This is a genomic window from Dictyobacter kobayashii (genome assembly GCF_003967555.1).
Lineage (GTDB): Bacteria > Chloroflexota > Ktedonobacteria > Ktedonobacterales > Ktedonobacteraceae > Dictyobacter > Dictyobacter kobayashii.
In genome coordinates, this window is the sequence record NZ_BIFS01000002.1 from 186,811 (window position 1) to 204,160 (window position 17,350).

Annotated in this window: 12 protein-coding genes and 1 pseudogene; 3 read left to right on the forward strand and 10 right to left on the reverse strand. The window is 54.9% G+C overall.

The features are described 5' to 3' along the window. The first annotated feature begins 8 nt into the window (after nucleotides 1-8). Nucleotides 9-704, forward strand: a complete 696-nt coding sequence (locus tag EL645_RS27655; RefSeq protein ID WP_126554650.1) for a response regulator — start codon at nucleotides 9-11, stop codon at nucleotides 702-704. Nucleotides 705-883: 179 nt separating this feature from the next. On the opposite strand, the gene EL645_RS27660 is transcribed toward EL645_RS27655, so the two are convergent. From EL645_RS27660 to EL645_RS27670, 3 genes and pseudogenes are all read right to left on the reverse strand, one after another. Then, nucleotides 884-2,293: a cytochrome P450 gene (locus EL645_RS27660; protein ID WP_126554652.1), complete on the reverse strand. Its 1,410-nt coding sequence runs from the start codon at nucleotides 2,291-2,293 to the stop codon at nucleotides 884-886. 237 nt (nucleotides 2,294-2,530) lie between these two features. Continuing rightward, nucleotides 2,531-2,728, reverse strand: a pseudogene (locus EL645_RS27665) (PadR family transcriptional regulator); the annotation flags it as partial. Between the two features lie 316 nt (nucleotides 2,729-3,044). Beyond that, complete coding sequence (locus tag EL645_RS27670) at nucleotides 3,045-3,836, reverse strand: SDR family NAD(P)-dependent oxidoreductase (RefSeq protein WP_126554654.1); 792 nt, start codon at nucleotides 3,834-3,836, stop codon at nucleotides 3,045-3,047. A 532-nt stretch (nucleotides 3,837-4,368) separates the two neighbouring features. Here EL645_RS27670 and EL645_RS27675 point away from each other — a divergent pair. Further along, nucleotides 4,369-5,436, forward strand: a complete 1,068-nt coding sequence (locus tag EL645_RS27675; RefSeq protein ID WP_246035602.1) for an RNA polymerase subunit sigma-70 — start codon at nucleotides 4,369-4,371, stop codon at nucleotides 5,434-5,436. A 186-nt stretch (nucleotides 5,437-5,622) separates the two neighbouring features. On the opposite strand, the gene EL645_RS27680 is transcribed toward EL645_RS27675, so the two are convergent. From EL645_RS27680 to EL645_RS27700, 6 genes are all read right to left on the reverse strand, one after another. Then, nucleotides 5,623-7,494, reverse strand: a complete 1,872-nt coding sequence (locus EL645_RS27680) for an ABC transporter ATP-binding protein (RefSeq protein ID WP_126554658.1) — start codon at nucleotides 7,492-7,494, stop codon at nucleotides 5,623-5,625. A 4-nt stretch (nucleotides 7,495-7,498) separates the two neighbouring features. Next, nucleotides 7,499-7,858, reverse strand: a complete 360-nt coding sequence (locus EL645_RS41495) for an ABC transporter permease subunit (RefSeq protein WP_218032097.1) — start codon at nucleotides 7,856-7,858, stop codon at nucleotides 7,499-7,501. After that, nucleotides 7,855-8,487, reverse strand: a complete 633-nt coding sequence (locus EL645_RS41500; RefSeq protein WP_218032098.1) for an ABC transporter permease — start codon at nucleotides 8,485-8,487, stop codon at nucleotides 7,855-7,857. The genes EL645_RS41495 and EL645_RS41500 overlap by 4 nt, the downstream gene beginning before the upstream one ends. After that, nucleotides 8,488-9,480 carry an ABC transporter permease gene (locus tag EL645_RS27690; protein ID WP_126554660.1) on the reverse strand — a complete coding sequence of 331 codons (993 nt, stop codon included), beginning with the start codon at nucleotides 9,478-9,480 and terminating at the stop codon, nucleotides 8,488-8,490. It abuts the gene before it with no gap. Nucleotides 9,481-9,605: 125 nt separating this feature from the next. Further along, nucleotides 9,606-11,258 (reverse strand): ABC transporter substrate-binding protein, encoded by a 1,653-nt coding sequence (locus EL645_RS27695; protein WP_126554662.1) that lies wholly within the window; start codon nucleotides 11,256-11,258, stop codon nucleotides 9,606-9,608. A 145-nt stretch (nucleotides 11,259-11,403) separates the two neighbouring features. Further along, the gene (locus EL645_RS27700) at nucleotides 11,404-12,681 is read right to left on the reverse strand and encodes an ROK family transcriptional regulator (protein ID WP_126554665.1); all 1,278 of its coding nucleotides are present in this window, start codon (nucleotides 12,679-12,681) and stop codon (nucleotides 11,404-11,406) included. 166 nt (nucleotides 12,682-12,847) lie between these two features. Here EL645_RS27700 and EL645_RS27705 point away from each other — a divergent pair, with 166 nt between their 5' ends. After that, complete coding sequence (locus EL645_RS27705; protein WP_126554667.1) at nucleotides 12,848-15,259, forward strand: beta-galactosidase; 2,412 nt, start codon at nucleotides 12,848-12,850, stop codon at nucleotides 15,257-15,259. A gap of 398 nt (nucleotides 15,260-15,657) precedes the next feature. Here the strand turns inward: EL645_RS27705 and EL645_RS27710 are convergent, their stop codons facing one another. Continuing rightward, the gene (locus EL645_RS27710; protein ID WP_126554669.1) at nucleotides 15,658-16,998 is read right to left on the reverse strand and encodes a glycoside hydrolase family 3 protein; all 1,341 of its coding nucleotides are present in this window, start codon (nucleotides 16,996-16,998) and stop codon (nucleotides 15,658-15,660) included. Nucleotides 16,999-17,350: the final 352 nt, after the last annotated feature.

Below are 17,350 nucleotides of genomic sequence, written 5' to 3' on the forward strand. Positions count from 1 at the left end.
GTCTAGCCATGGCAGAGCGTATCCGTGTGGTGATTGTGGATGACCAGCGCCTGCTGCGCGAGGGCTTTCGCAAGCTCATTGAGCTGGAGCCGAACCTGGAGGTAGTAGGTATGGCCGGGGATGGCGAGGAAGCGTTGGCGACAGTCAAACTCCTCTATGCCGAGCAAACAGCCCCCGATGTGGTGCTGATGGATGTGCGCATGCCGCGTCTGGATGGCATTGCTGCGACACGTGCTTTCAAAGAGCGCTGGCCTGAGATCCACATTGTCATCCTGACAACCTTCGACGATCGAGAACTGATCCAGTCTGGTTTGCAAGCAGGAGCCATGGGCTATGTGCTCAAAGACATCACCGCCGAGCAACTCGCCACGACCATTCGCGTGGTCGCACAGGGGCAAGTCCTCCTGCATCCAGACGTTGCAAGCAAGGTCATTGCCTCTTTCTCCTCTGCCTCCATCGAGCCCGCAGTGACCACTCCGGTCCCCCCTGCGTTCGATGGCGTGAGCGACATGGTGCCGTTGACCGAGCGGGAGCGGGAGATCCTGGCCTTGCTTGCGCGTGGCGCTTCCAATCGCGAGATCAGCGAGACCCTCTACATCGCCGGTGGCACCGTCAAGAACCATCTCAGCAACATCCTGGGTAAGCTAAGGGTGCGCGACCGGACGCAGGCGGCCTTGAAAGCAAGAGAACTCGGCTTGCTGTAGTGCGGCGTCATTTTTCTCATATAAAATTTCCTGTTTGTATCGAAAACGCCGTTTTCGCTAGATCACAGCCTGCATTTGCCATGTATCGAGCTGATGAAGCGACAAAGTCCTATCGAGCATTCGCGCTTCAAGTCGTCACCCTCACCGACCTGGTATCTCTCCTTCTCTTGAGAACGCTTTTACCCAAATTCGACCAGGCGATGGATGTTGCCGCGTACCGGGACGCGCTCAAAGCGCCGGTCCTGGGGGAAGATGCGCATAGGCATCCCATGGGCCGGGGCAGTCTCGCTCCCTTTCGGTTCAATCCTGGCATTAGGCACAACCGCCAGACGGTACTGCTGGATCAGCATCGCTACCACCACTTTGATCTCTAGCAGCGCGAATTCCGCTGCGATACAGCGGTGTGGTCCGGCGGCGAACGGCAGATATTCGTAAGGCGTTCGGCTGAGCGTTTCCCAGCGTTGCGGCAGGAAACGGTCGGGCTCCTCATACAACTCCGGTAAGCGGTGGGTCAGGAACGGGCTGTAGAAGATCGTTGCTCCTTTGGGCAGCGCGAAGCCGCCAAGCTCACACGGCATGGCTGTGGTGCGCATGCTGGTGGGCGTGGGCGGCAACAGACGCAGGCTCTCTTTGATGACGCCATCAAGCAGGGAGAGGTGCTGAAGCGACGCAAACGTCGGGACCTCACCGTGCAGCGTGCCATCAAGTTCAGCAAGCAGGTCAGCGTGGATGCGTGGATGCTGATGCAGCAGGAAGATGGTCCAGCTCAGTGTGGTTGAGGTGGTTACGTGTCCAGCAGCATATAAGAAGAAGGTCTGGCTGAACAACTCGTCATCCGTGAGCCTGGTTCCGTCTTCATCATGTGCCTGCACCAGTGCGGCCAGGACATCGGTCGCCTCGGCCTCTTGACGTTTCTGTGCAATCAGGGCGTGAAGAAAGCTTTCCCATTGCCTGGCGAGCTTGAGCGTGCGATGATAGGGCATGCCTGGTACATCGATGGACGGCGTGAACATCAGCCATTCCATTGACGCCATTAACTGCTGGAAGAGCGTCCCAATCTGGTCAATCACTCGCTCGTCATCTAGCCCGAGCAAGGTCTTGACCGTGATCCGCTGGGTGAGTCGCTTCATTTCCGCGTACAGTTCAACCTGGGAGAGCGACTGCCAGCGTTCCAGCATCCGCTGGGTGAGCGCCGCCATGTCATCGTGATACCGCCCGATCTGTCGTGCATGGAAGGCTGGCAACATCAAATGACGCTGCTGTTTATGACGCTCCCCATTCATATTGAGCAGATTCGGGAGGAAGAGGCGCCTCAAGATGGGATCTTTCATCCCTTTCATGATCTTCTCCTTTCCCCCCAAGAAGAGGGCGGGCTGCGAAAGCAACTGGAAGTTGAGCGCAGGCCCAAAGGCAAAGACGTAGGTAGGATCACCCTGCGCCAGCGCGACAACATCCCCGTAGGTGTCATGGAGCCGAGACGTGTTCGTCCACACGTCGACGAATACTTTGGCCATATTCGCTCCTCTGCCAAGCAGCGGCAAGGCAAATGGACCGGGAAGCGTTTTTTGTGAAACGGTGTTTGTTGCCATAAGACTATCTCCATTTTCTTCTCAGGTGATTTTTCCGCTCCTTTACGCGTTCAAAGGAGCGGCTGCGGTTGTGATGGGATGCATGGCCAAATTGTGGCTCGTCTTCTCTAAAGTCTTAGAGAAGCATTTGCGTTTGTCACAGACTATCGTACATCCTGCCAACTCTTTGTCATGAGGACATGCTTCAGGTATCGATAGGTTCCGCCTTCCTCCCTGAGATTCATCGCCCCAATATCATTCGATATCACTGTCCAACTCAAGTCGCCGGACGCTGGAGTACATCGTGGCTTCCTTTAATTCATATTCACCACCCGAACGCTCAGCAATCAGTTTGACAATCTCGTAACCGTAGCGGTCAGCTTCCGATAAGAGCCGTAAAATCATCGTATCGGTATGTCCGCGTAGCAGGTCGGAGGTCGGCTTGTTTTCACTCATATCATCACCTCGTATTTGTATTATACGTCATGGTACTATGATTGTCAAGGTAGTATCCCAATTGCAATACTTTGTTTGGCAAACATGATATATCCATATCAGCATCTGCCGGATTCCTGTCCTTGTTTCGTACATACTCCAATCTTGAAACTGATTACCGACTGGCTGAGTTCGTAAAGCAGGTTGGCCCAGATCATACCCATGATATTTATGCCGAAGCTAACACCAAAGGCACAGCACGGAGAAGGCCAGGGTCGCGGTGAACTCTTGCTTCACACGATCCTGGCCTGGCTTTCAGGAAATCGGGTGTTGGATACTAGTCGGCGAGGATGCCACAACTCAGATTGACAGCAGTTGCCGTCATGGCACTGGCCTGATCGGAAGCCATAAAGGCTGCCACGTTCGCTACCTCCACAAGCGTTGGCAGCCGCCGCAAAGGAGCCGTGGCTGACTGCTGAGCCACAACCTGCTCACGTGTGATACCTAGCGTCTCGGCAACGCGACCATACGTCTCTTGAATCGTGGCTGTCTCGGGGATAGCGTTCGACTGGAGACAGATGACGCGGATGCCCTGCGGCCCCAGTTCTACTGCCAGGCTGCGAGTGAGCGCCTCGATGGCCGCCCATGTCGAAGACATAGCACCCAAACCAGGGACAGGCAGACGGCTCGCCGTAGCGCTGAGCGTGACGATTACGCCTGACCTCTTTTCGACCATGTGCCGCGCAGCAGCCCTGGCGGTCAAGAAGTGGGTCTGCGTGAGGGTCGTGATGGGGAGGGCGAAGCGCTCAGCTGGCATTTCAATGAGCGGCATCCCCTGAACCCTTTGCGGAGGAAGGCCGATGGTATTGATGGAAATATCAATGCTCCCAGCCTTCTCAGTTACTGTGCTCAGGTGCTTCTCAATGGCCAACTCATCGAGCGCATCGACCTGAGCCGCCTCGGCGACTCCTCCTCCGTCCAGGATCTCCCTGGCCAAAGCATCGACCGAAGCCAACCGACGACCGGTCAGGAACACCCTGGCCCCCTCGCGTGCGAAGGCCCGTGCAACCGCACCGCCAATGGCTCCTCCCGCCCCATAGATCACGGCATTTTTCTTCTCAAGCAGCATGTTGATCCTCCTGATGTGTTCTCATCTTTTTTCTTCTATCTGTCAGAGTGGCTTCTGCTGAGCAGACCCTCCAGCAACAATGTCGAGTCATACCCAGTTGGATAGCACTTATTAAACTGTCGTAAAGAGCAAAACTGTGCGGTCTGATGGAGATGTTTCCTGCTTGATAGGACAGGTGATGCGCACGATTTTGGAGCGCTCGGACGAATGGCAAAGAGCCTGCATCATGTGGTAGCATAAGCATGTTTGGCGCAAGAATATCGCACCAGCGGCCTGCTTGCATTGATGAGCCAGTTCAGCGGCGAGAAGCTGAGCAGAAAATATCTCCCATCAGACCGCACAGTTTTGCTCTTTACGACAGTTTAATATCTATCCGACGGGGGCGTTCCGATGATAGTGGGCGCACGAACAGGGTAGCATACTCAAGTGGAGCAGGTCGAAAAAGATGGGAACACATCCAATAGCCCGGACAAGCGCGAGAGTTCCAGCAAACAGGACTCTCCAAAAAAACATAGCAACCAGGGGAAACAGTGTGGCCGAGAAACATAGGAAGACTGATCACGTTCATGAGGCTCTGATCACAGATGTTGCTGCCCATGGCCAATCTGAGCGTGACCTCTTGATAGAACCCTATCGCAGGGAGTTACTCTTGCACTGTTATCGCCTCCTGGGGTCACTCTACGATGCCGAGGATGCAGTACAAGAAGCCATGCTGCGGGCCTGGCGGCACTTTGACACGTTCACGGATCTGGGTCCGGGATCGCTGCGCACCTGGCTGTACACGATTGCAACCAACACCAGCCTGGATACCCTCAAGAAACGTTCAGCTCGCACGCTGCCAACCGCAACCTCTCGTATGTCCGACCCGGCGAGGCCAGTTGCGCCCAGAAGTGACGAAGTGCTCTGGCTTGAACCTTTCCCTGACAGTTGGCTGACTGAGGCGACCGAGAATCCGGAAGCACGCTATACCAGACAGGAGAGTGTTTCGCTGGCCTTCCTTACCGCCCTACAGTTGCTCCCACCCCGCCAACGAGCCATCTTGCTCCTCTCGGATGTGCTGGACTGGCGTGCCGTCGAGATCGCGCAACTGCTTGAGATCTCGGTCTCAGCAGTGAACAGCGCCTTGCACCGCGCTCGGGTGACGCTTGAGAAAAACTATCACAGTGAGCAGCGAGAGCTGCCGCAGGTCAGCCACGCTGATACAGCCACGAATATGTTGCTTGCCCGCTATCTGCAGGCGTGGGAAACAGACGATGTGGATGGACTCGTGACCCTTCTGAAAGAAGATGCGACGCTCTCCATGCCACCGGTCCCTTCGTGGTACCAGGGACGAGAAGCGATTCGTACGATGCTCCTTGCTGTCTTATTTCCATCTGGCGTGCAGAAGCGGTGGCGTTTATTTCCGACGCGCGCCAATAGTCAGCCTGCATTTGCCGTGTATCGAGCTGACGAAGCGACGAAGTCCTATCGAGCGTTCGCGCTTCAAGTCGTTACCCTCGATGGTTCGCGGCGCGATCAGGGGCAGGTCGCCGATGTGACGGCATTCCTTAGTCCGAAGCTTGTCACTTCTTTCGGCTTCCCACTTCAACTCCCCCAATAAATGCAGCATCCCGCGCTTATACCCCATTGGTTTTTCGAGAAGTTGACGAACAGAGCCACTCACTCGTACACGCTGTCCGCCGGCGTTGCGGCAACTTTTACCTGGTCCGGAAGAGACGACTAATATAACGTACGATCCTCGCGGTCGTTTCCGCCGCGCGGCGGAAACGACCACAAAGGTCGTAAGCTACAGGGGTTGGCTGTCAGCCAGGCTCTCGAGTTTGGGGATGGCATCCAGCAGGAGCCGCGTGTATTCATCAGATGGATGGCGAATGACGTTCTGGGCCGTTCCTTGTTCTACCACCTTACCATGATTGAGCACCAGTATCTCATCTGAGAGGAGGCGGGCACTCAAGAGGTCGTGGGTGATATAGAGCATGGCAATCCGGCGCTCCCGCACCAGCTTGTCGAGCAGTTGCAGGATCTCGGCCCGTATCGATACGTCCAGCATCGAGATCGGTTCGTCCGCGATGATGATATCGGGATCAGGCGCCAGTGCTCGCGCCACGACGACACGCTGTCGCTGTCCACCCGATAGCTGGTGGGGACGCTTGTCCTCAAACTGCTCAGCCGGTGACAGGCCCACCGTCTCTAGCAGGTCGCGTACCTGCTGGCGGGCCTGCGCAGCGTTGACCCTCCCATAGTTCAACAGGGGACGTATCAAGAGATATTGGATCGTGTGAGCCGGGTTCAGGGCGGAAAATGGGTCCTGAAACACATACTGCACGTGCTTGCGATAATCATGCAGCGCTTTCCCCCATAAATTGTTCACCTGCGTCTTGCCAAACCTGATGCTGCCGCTGCTCGGATTCTCGGTGCCGGTAATCAGACGAGCGATGGTCGTTTTGCCGCTACCGCTCTGGCCCACCAATCCAGTCACATGGCCCGCGCGCAGATTGAATGAGACATCATCGACCGCGATCACTGAGGACTTCTTGAAGCCTGTCCTTCGCTGGTATATTTTGCCGATATTCTCGACGCGCAGCACCTCGTCCCCCTCTAGCTTCATGGCCTTATGCGATGTGGCCTCGGAAAAGGCGGCATCCTTCAACTTTGGTCCATCCGCCAGACCTCGATCGCGCACCTCTTCTCGCGACTCCCACTGCATCTGAGCAACATGACAGGCTGCCTTACCGTCCCACATCTGCACCAGCTTTGGCGCGCTCTGCCTGCAGATCTGGATCGCTTCGGGGCAGCGAGGGGCGTAAGGACAGGCTTTGGGTGGCCTGGTCAGGTCGGGTGGACGGCCCGGGATGTAGCTGATCGCCACATCTTCGGCGGACGGGTCGGCGTATGAACCGAGCAGACCATGGGTATATGGGTGAATAGGATGCTTTAACATACCGCTCTTCGGCGCATCCTCGATCACTTCTCCCGCGTACATTACCAGTATCCGATCGGATACCTCCAACACGGTCCCCAGGTCATGACTGATAAACAGGACCGCGAAACCCTGCTGGCGCTGCAGCTCGCGCAGGTTCTGGATAATCTCCTTCTGCACCAATACGTCCAGACCAGTAGTTGGCTCATCGAGCAGCACGAACCTGGGTTTGAGGGCCAGGGCCAGGGCCAGGGCGACCCTCTGCTTCATACCACCTGATAATTCGTGCGGATAGAAGCGCATAAACGAGGGGTCGATTTTGACCATCTGCAGCAGCTCGGCCGTACGTTCGCGGATCTGCTCGTTGCTCAGGTCAGATTTTTCTTTCATGACGTCCCGGAACTGTGCCTCGATCCTCGTCACGGGATTCAAGGAGTTCATGCTGCTCTGGAATACAGTAGAGAAGTCTCGCCAGCGCATCTGGCGCAGTTCCTCTGCGGGTATGCTGGTCAGATCCTTCCCTTCGAAGCGCACGTTGCCAGCCGTGATACGTCCCGGCGGCAGCAGCAACTGCAATATGGCGTTGCCCAGTGTGGACTTACCACTACCAGACTCTCCAACTAGTCCCACAAACTCACCAGCTTTGAGCTCAAAGCTGACGTTACGCACCGCGAACAGAGGCGGTCGCTGCTTGGTGGCATACGTAACGTCGAGATTTTCGACTTCAAGCAGGGCCATAATCTTACTCCTCTCGTAACTGCGGATTGCTCAGCGCGTCAACGCCGAAGTTGATCAGCATCAGGCAGCTGGTAATGGCCGCCAGTGCCAGGCCCGGTGCGACAAGCCAGGCCCACTGTCCGGTAACCATGGCACCGCCATTGTTGGCCCAGTACAGCATCATGCCCCAGCTGATCGTGTTTGGGTCGCCAACGCCCAGGAACTCTAGACCGGCCTCGGCCCCGATCGCCCCGATCGCCGCGCCAATATAGCTCAGTACTGTGAGCGAGAGCATGTTTGGCATGATCTCACGGAAGACAATACGCAGGGTGCCATCACCGGCAAACTGGGCCGAAGTAATGTAGTCACGCACGCGTAGCGTCAAGACCTGCGATCGCTTGAAACGCGCCCCCAGGCCCAGCCAGTAAAACCGATGACCAGGATGATGATCGTTGGGCCTTTCACGGGTGAATAGGCGGCCACGGTAACCATCAGTGGCAGGGCTGGCACTACCAGGCCAAGATTGATGACAAACGACAGGATCTCGTCGACAATGCCACCTACATAGCCGGCAACCATGCCAATGAACAGGGCAATGATCGTGGCCAGGCCACCACCCACAGCCCCCACAAGTAGTGATGTGCGTGTGCCGTAGATGAGCTGCGAGTATACGTCCTGTCCCGCCTGGGTCGTGCCCAGCCAGTGTTGCGCGCTCGGCGCCTGGGAGGGTCCGAAACTGATATCGCGGGGATCATATGGTGCAATCTGTTGGGCGAAGACCGCCACCACGATAAAGAAGACGAGCATCATCAGCCCGATGCGTGCCTTACGATTACTCCATAACACCTCAAACCAGTCCGGCATGCGACGTTTCCGAGCTTTCTGCGCCGTGGCGTTTTCATCTTGCGCCGCTTCTTCGATAGCTACATCTGAATCTACAGCATTGAAACCCAGCGTGGGAGTAAGCCCTTCTTCCTCCACCGTCTCTGGATGTTTGTGATTTTGCATATCCATTTAGCGTTCCCCCTTTCGTACCCGCGGATCAAGCCAACCAACCACGAAATCGGCGAGCAGGTTAGCCAGGAGCATGCCCACAATAGTAAACAGAAGAATGGTCTGCATCAATGGATAGTCACGATTGCCAACCGCTTCAAAGAAGAGGCGCCCCATGCCGGGATAGTCAAATATTTCTTCTACCACAACTACGCCACCCATGATGCCACCGAGCGACATGGCAAAACCGGTCACGTTGGGGAGAATCGCGTTACGTGCACTGTAGAGTAGCGCCACCTTCCAGGGCTTTAAGCCTTTGGCGATGGCCAGTCGCGTGTAATCTTCGCGTAGTGTCTGGACCATATTATTACGCATACCCATGATCCAGCCAATCGGCCCGGTAATCAGAATCGAGAGCGCCGGTAGCACGGCGTGCTGGGCGATATCTATGGTATATCCCCAGCTGAGTTGCCGCGTCGCCGTCTCGCTAAATCCACCACTCATTGGCAGCCACTGCAGCAGAAAAGCGAAAAGAAAGAGCAGCATCATGGCGATCCACATATACGGCAGCGTTCCCACAAAGCTCAGGCCAACGCTAACAAACGAATCAAAAGCGCTGTTGCGTTTCCAGGCCGCGAAGGCTCCCAACAGGTTGCCAACCACGAAGCCGATGATATTCGTGGTCAACACGAGTCCGACGGTCCACCAGATCGACTGGCCGATCAGGGAGGTCACGGAGTAGGGAAAGTAGGTATAGGAGATGCCAAACTGCCCATGGCATACAGTGCCCAGATATTCTATGTATTGTTGGAAAATGTTGCCGCCCGGCATGCCCAGCATCAGACGAATGGCATGTAGCTGCGCCGGGTCCACCGCCTTGTTCTGGCCGACAAGCTTACGCACGATGCTTTCGGCGGGATCACCGGGCTCGAGCCGTGGAATAATAAAGTTCAGCGTTACCGCTGTCCACAACGTCAGCAGAAAAAAGAAGAAGCGTCGAATAAAATAGCGCAAAGTGGCTCCCTCCCCATACAGCGAGGTAATAGTGCTTCCTCGCAAAATAAGTGTGTTAATCAATCACATTGGATGAAAATATCAGGAAGGTGCGTGACTGATCACCAGTCACGCGCCCCTTGCTACTACTTACCTGGCTGGTAGTCCGGGCTCTGTTTCAAGTTAGTGATAATGAGAAGGGAATCGGTAGGCTTGGCATACGGATTACTGGCATCCGGCCATCCTACAGCACTCTTCGTACTAAACTCGAACCAGTTCGCGCCATACCACAGTGGCACATCGGGGAACTGCTTGTAGCTGTATTCGGCCAACTGACCCACGACCTTCTTCTGGGCATCAGTCGTTATCGCTCCATTCAGCTGATCAAGTAGATTGTTGACTACTGGATCCTTGGAGTGAATGTAGTTGATCGTGGAGGGCTCTCGGCTGTCGAGATATGAGTAGGTATCATACATGCTGCAGGAACCACCATGTACGCTAAAGACCATATCGAAGTCAGCCGCCGCACGACGAGACTCAACGATGTCCGGCGAAGGAGTCTGTACATTGACGGTTAAACCCAACGCACTCAAGTTGCTCTGGATAATCTGGGCAGCCTGAATCCAGTCCGTCCAACCATTTTGCACCAGGAAGGTAACATTGAGCGGCTTGCCATCTTTACCCAACAGCTTGCCACTGGAGTCCTTCTTGTATCCAGCCTTGCTCAGGATGTCAAGGGCCTGCTTCTGATCGAAGGAGAAGATGCCTTTGTTGGAAATGTCGGAAGGTAAGAAACTATCCTGGCCAGGGACCGACAGGCCACTCTGACTGGCTGGCTTGACGTATCCGAATTCAGCCTTCTGGGAAATCTCATCGCGGTTGATCGCGTAAGCCATAGCACGGCGGAATTCCACGTCGTTGAATGGTGCTTTGCTCAGATTCATACCCAGCGCGATCTCGCCTCCAGCTGGGAACCAGTAGTGGTTGTGCGTTGGATCTCTGGATATATAGGACTGCGAAACATCAGGCACGAACATCGCATTCCAGTCGTACGCACCGCGTGCCATTTTGAGGGTTTCAACCTGTGGAGTGCCAGCCTTGTGGAAGACGAGGCTTTTCACCCTGACCTTGCTGGCCTGCCAATACGTAGGATTGCGCTGGAGGACTAATTGCTCCTGGTTAAAGCTACCAGGTACAAAGGGACCTGTTCCTACTGCCTTGTCATCAGTGTATTTGACAGGATCGCTGACCTTTCCCCAGATGTGCTGGGAGACAATAGGGGTCTCGATCACACGTAAGAACATCGGGACAGACGGTCCTTTGAACTTGAAGATGACCTGATTACCTTGCGCTGTGACGCTGCCCAGGTTCGCCCATACACCATAGAGGTCAAGCGCCGCATTCTTATGCAGCATGTTCATGGTAAAGACTACGTCGTTAGCACTAAAAGGCTGGCCATCGCTCCATTTCACACCATCACGGAGAGTGAAGGTCAGTGTCTGCGCGTCCTGCCACTTATAGGATGTAGCCAGCCAGGGCGTCGGCTGACACGCATAGGAGTTCTCAACCATAAGAGGCTCATATATATAGCCAGTTACCAATACATTAGGCGAGTAAGGATTGAAGTTTACCTGAGGATTGGAGCCGCCTCCGAAACCGCCTCCGTCAAGTTTGTCAATCATGCCATCCTTGCCAGCCGGTTGCTTTGCTCCGCTCTGCGCTCCACCGCAGGCGGAAAGTGCCAAAATCACGACCAGTAATAAAACAGTGAGGAAAATAAAACGGCGTTGTCTGTCCATCACATTACCTTTCACATTTATTCAAATATCTTCAATGTGGGTGTGCTTCCTCCCTCTCTTCAAAGAGGAAAACTCAACAATGCAAAATTGTAGCTGGCCCGCTTTTGTTACATACCTCCTTGCCTCATGTTCTATAAGAAATCAGTTACACAACACCTCGCAGAAGACCAATGCGGTTGTCTCTGTTAATGGGGTGTTTGAACAGTTCGCCCAACACCACACAGGCAGCTCCCCGCGCCCATGCTTCCTCTTCCATCGGTTTGACGATCAGATCGAGGTCCTTGTCCAACCGGTCGAAAATATATTGCATCATTACCTGGCGAGCCGCCTCTATGCGAGCATCACCTGTTTTTGTGCCCTCCCCTGACAGGATGATCAGCTTCGGGTTAAACAGGTTGACCAGGTATGAAAGTCCACGCCCTAACCAGCAACCCGCCTCTGTCAGGATCTCCAGCGCCACCTCGCCACCTTGATTGGCAGCCTGGGCAACATGATCAAACGTCAACTGACTGATATCATGAACACCCTGCAACATCGTTGTCTGTCTGCCCTCCTCTATAGCCTCACGGGCCATTCTGACGACGGCCGGATCAGCGGCCAGCGCCTCCAGACAGCCAGCTTTGCCACAGCTACATTGTGGCTTACCCGGCTGGAGAACAATGTGCCCAAATTCGCCAGCGCCCCCTATGATACCCCGGTCAAGCTGACCATTCACAATGATCCCCATGCCAATGCCACGGCCGATAGTGACCACCAGGAAATGCGAAACGCCACGACCAGTGCCAAACCAGTGTTCGGCGATGGTCAGGGTGTTCACGTCATTTTCGATATAGACAGGCAGGTGTAAGCGTTGTTCGATCGGCTGTGCCAGCGGTACCTGCCGCCAACCCAGAATGGGTGAGTAGCAACAGATCGCTTCCTGGCTGTCAATAATGCCTGCCAGACCAATACCGATGCCGATGACGTCCGATCTAGGGATAGCCGAGTCCGCAAGCGTTTTCTCTACCACCTGAATGATAGCTTCGATAGCAACCTGCGGATCTTGCAAACAATCTACAGGATAGAGCTTGCTATAGACGACTGCGGCTTCGAGATCGGTGATCGCTGCCACTATCGCTCGCTCGGTAAGCTTGATGCCTATGACAAAGCCCGCGTGTGGATTAAGGACGAGCAGGACCGGCGACCGTCCGCCCTTCGATTGCCCTTCACCTATTTCTCGGATGAAACCTGAGGCAAGGAGTTCGCCAGTCAAAATAGATACCGCTCCCTGGCTCAGGCCGGAACGCTGCACAATATCGGTGCGCGACAACGGGCCATGACTCCTGATGAGGTTGAGTACAATACTTAGATTGATCTCTTTCATCAAGTCTCGATTGCCGGTTCTCACCCGAACACTCTGGTTGCTTACTTTGCTGCTTGACATTTTCGTAGGCCCTCAGCTATACTTTTTTCATTGAAAAATACTCTAACATCATAATGAAGGTGTTGTCAAACACAACCATAAGATGATGACCGGCCTGCGAGAAACGCACAAGCGACTCCAGGCCAATTTTTCAGGCGAAACTTTTAAGTGGTACAGGGAGGTATACATGATCGAAATTAAAGATAAGCAGATTTTGATGGATGGCAAGGCGTGCATGATTCTCTCGGGCGAGATTCACTATTTTCGTCTCAAACGTGAGGAATGGCAAGACCGCATCGATAAGCTAAAAGCTGCTGGCTGTAATACTGTGGCCTCCTATGTGCCCTGGTTGTGTCATGAGCCGCGCGATGGAGAAGTTGATCTGCATGGCCAGACCCGGCCAGAGCTCGATCTGGCCGCGTTCATAGATCTCTGCCAGCAGAACGATCTGTATTTCATCGTGCGTCCCGGACCTTTCATTATGGCCGAGATGAAAAATGAGGGTCTGCCCCACTGGCTCTACACGAAACATCCAGAGATTGTGCCAGTTGGCTGGGATAGTCGGCCAGCCCCTACGCGTACCATTGACTATCTGGCACCTTCCTTTTTACAGGAGGCCCATCACTGGTACAGCCATGTCATGGGTGTGATCGCTCCTCGCCTGCATACCAGGGACGGCAATATCATTGCCGTGCAGCTTGATAACGAGGTGGGAATGCTGGCCTGGGTGAGCAATAGCCCCGACCTCACCGATAACTTGCTTGCAGATTTCGCGGACTGGCTGTGTCAGCACTATGAGCCTGACACGCTCAAGGCACGCTATCCCTTCGCGCTCGATAATGCGCAGCTCCGCAATGATGAGCTACGTTCGCCCAGGGAAGAGTTCGCCGCCGCGTTGCTACATGATCTTGGCTATTACATGCGGGAGCGCTTCGCTCGCTATATAGCTACCTTACGTAGCTACGCCGAGGAGTTCGGCGTCAGCGGTGTACCATTCGTAGTGAACATCCACGGCACCGATGCGGGTCGCGGACACACCTTCCCCATCGGCATCAGCCAGTTGTACGAGTCCTATACGCAAGATGCAGGCTACCTGTCCGGCTCAGATCACTATCTGGGTGAGCTGCGCATACAAAACTTCCAGGATCTTTACCTGATGAATGCTTTCATGGACGCCACCAACAGACCCGAACAACCATTGACTTCGGTGGAGTTCGAGTGCGGTAGTGGTGACTATGGCGATAGCAACGGTAGCCGCCACGATCCTGCAACCACCAGTTTCAAGGCCCGCATGAGCGTCGCGCAGGGAAACAGGTTGCTTAACTACTACCTCTTCTGCGGTGGCCGAAACTATCATTTATCCGAACCCGTCAATGATGGCAATAATCGCATCGCCTTCACGGGCGAGCGGCATGGGTTCGCAGCCCCGGTGAATCCTGAAGGTAAGCTCAGCTATTCTTACTGGCCGCTGGTAAACGTCAACAAGGTGTTCTCGGCCGTGGCCGATAAGCTTGCCATCATGCACGAAGAGCACGATCCGCTGGCGTTTGGCTTCATCCCCGATTACTATATGACCGAGTACAGGTATCCATCCAGCGCCAGCATGAACGAGATTGCGAAAAATCTGGAGGCGAACCGGGGCGCGGGCTCCTGGGAGGCTCTGGCCAGATCGATGCTGCTGGCTGGCTACCGCTTCGGCGCGCTGGACATACAGCACAGACCGCTTGATCCACAAACGACGCCACTGCTGGTGTTGCCGTCCGCGAAGTACATGGCCGGGCCACTCCAGCACACGCTGGTGGACTACCTGCACGCCAGTGGCAACCTGCTGCTCTATGGGGAGGTACCGCTGTTCGATATGGAGGGGAAGCCGGACAATACGCTCGCCGAGGCGCTGGGTCTGACACCGGCTGGCGAGCGCCATGCAAGTGGCACCTATTTCCTGGCCTTAAGCACCGAGGGCTGGTTAGCGCCACATGCCGAGGTAAGCACCCACTACGCCCAGTTCTTGCACGCGAGCCGGGGTGAGATACTCCTGAAGGCCGCGACCACCGGCGAGGCCTGTGGCTTCGACATCCAACTCGGAGCGGGTCGTGCCGTGATTATCTCGGGCGCCTATCCCAGCGATATCTCCCTGTTCCGCACGATTCTGGAGAAACTTGGAGCCAGGGCCGGACTGGTTCATGATCGCGAAGATGACGGCCTCTTTATGACCACCTCTGCTACAGAAAGCGGCGAGAGGCTCCTGCATATCCTGAACCTTGACGGTTTTGAGAAGGAGTTCCATATCAGCGAGCATGGACAGCCACTGTTTGAGGGTCGCTCGCTACACATGCGCGGCAGAGAGGGCGTAATGCTGCCGTTGAATCTCTCCCTCGGGGATATGCGCATCGCCTATTCCACGGCCGAATTGATAGCGACCTCTATGCAATCCATCCAGGTTCGCCTGACGCAGCCCCAGGACATCATCGCATTCGCGGGTCCGCGCAACGTTGTTCCAGGGCACGATTACGCTGTGGAGCAGCACGGGGCACTACAACTGGTTATTTCTCGCAAACCAGCTGTACTTGATGATCAGCTCACCATTCACTTTGAATAATGATGAGCATATATGGTGTTGTGAGAAACATGCATATATTAAGACATAAACGTTTAAAGCATAACCTTGCAGTACCAACTCACGCAAGCATCCATCAACGTCAACAACGCATACCCGGTGACAATCACGGCGACCACGAACGAGCAGCGCACGGAAGTATCCACCGGTAGTACCCTTTCATGGAAATCATGATACTTTCCTCCTGGCCATTCAAGGAGGGCAGTTTTATCAACGGACGGAATATCAGTTCCATACAAATAGATGACCTGTGTATCAAAGAGGCTCGTCGAGCCTTGTGGGAAGCGGGAGTCTAAGACGTCCTGGCAGATGGACTCTACGGCGATGCTCCGCATTTATCATGCATGGGAGCATCACCATAGAGGAGGATAATCGAGGCGCTACGACAGCGAGATAAGGCCCATTCTCGCTTTGAGGGCAAGGATGCGCTGCACCGACTGGTTCAGGCGATCCTGCGAGATGCGTCCCGATTGCACGGCCGAGGTAACGGCATTGACGACTGCCGCCAGGCGATCAGGTGCCATCGGACATTCAACGATGTCATTACCCGCGAGAATAGCCTGGACAGTTGCCTCGGCGATCGCCTGCGAGGGATCGCTATATCCCTGCTTTTGCATGGACTGGAGCAGCCCTCCTGCCTCCATCTGGTCAGTAACGACGACACCCTGATAGCCCAGCTGGCCGCGCAGCACCTGGTTTATCAGTACCGGTGAGAGGGAAGCCGGTTTGCTTGAGTCATACGCGGGAACCATAACGTGCGTTGTCATGATCATTCCAGGTTGATGCGACAACAGGGCGCGAAACGGTGCGAAGTCAGTGGAATTGAGCTGAGACTGGCTGTGCGTGATGGTCGCCAAACCATTGTCGGGATTGGCCGAAGCCGAGCCGAGGCCGGGCCAGTGCTTCAGCGTTCCCTGTACGCCGTTCTGCTGTAAGCCATCCAGAAATGCTCCGGCATACTTAATGACGTCGCCTGGTGTCGAACCAAACATCCGGCTCTGGCCTATGGCGCCACCTTGATAGACATCAACCAGGGGGGCGAAATTGGCGTTGATGCCATTGGCCAGCAAGCGCTGGGCATCTTGACGCGCCTGGGCATACACTTGTTGTGTATTACCTGTCGCAGCCAGGCTGCCGGGCGAAGGCGTGGAGCCGTAATACGGGGCAAGCCGATCGACGGTTCCCCCCTCATCGTCTGTCGCCACGATCAACCGCTGGTTGGCGTGTGCCTGAAGATCATGACCCAGTTGAGCCAATCCGCTCTGGGTACTCGGCATGAGTGTCCCACCGTACTGGGTAAAGATAATGACATTGGCAATATCCCATTGTTGCAACGGCTGATTCAACGCGGAATTATAGCCGTTGGTATAGACAGGCAGCATGAGCAACTGACCAATCTTTTGCGTCTGTGTCATGTGGTCGATATACGCATTGATACTCTGGCTCTGCCCGCTAGCCTGATTGGCCAGGGGAGCATATGTCGATGATGAGGGTTGCGGTGATTGCGTAGAAGCTGATTGATGAGCATGAACAGCGCCCACAGCAGGAGACATTGGCTGCTCGGACGTATTTGAGATACGCCATGTCTGCCCAATCACAAAAATGCAGGCGATGTATACCGCAAGGGCCAGAAGCATGGCCCTGAACAGGATACGCTTTAAGCCGCTACCTGGAACCCCTGACTGCTGTTGGTTATGCTCTAATGGAGAAGGATACATCATAAAGGAAGCCTTTCGTCTCCAGAAATCATGGTTTTTATCTCTACCTCTACTACTTGTTTCGCTTTACAATGAGGGCGCAGGTATTCGTTACCCTTAATACAGGGGTACAAGCACAATCTCACCGGTTCGCCTGTAGCGAACTCTTTCACATCTCAATAGAGATGTGTAGAAGGCGAGAATATGCAATTTGTTCCCCGTTGAAGGGCAATGGGGGTAATGGGTCAGGATTAATGCGACGTTTATAGCTACGCCGTCTCGCGCAAGGAGACAGGTACATTACTGAGGTCCTACAGGGCCGGAATTTTCGGCATCCCCTGCCTTGCTATCCGTCCAGGCACTACCGCTAGCAAGG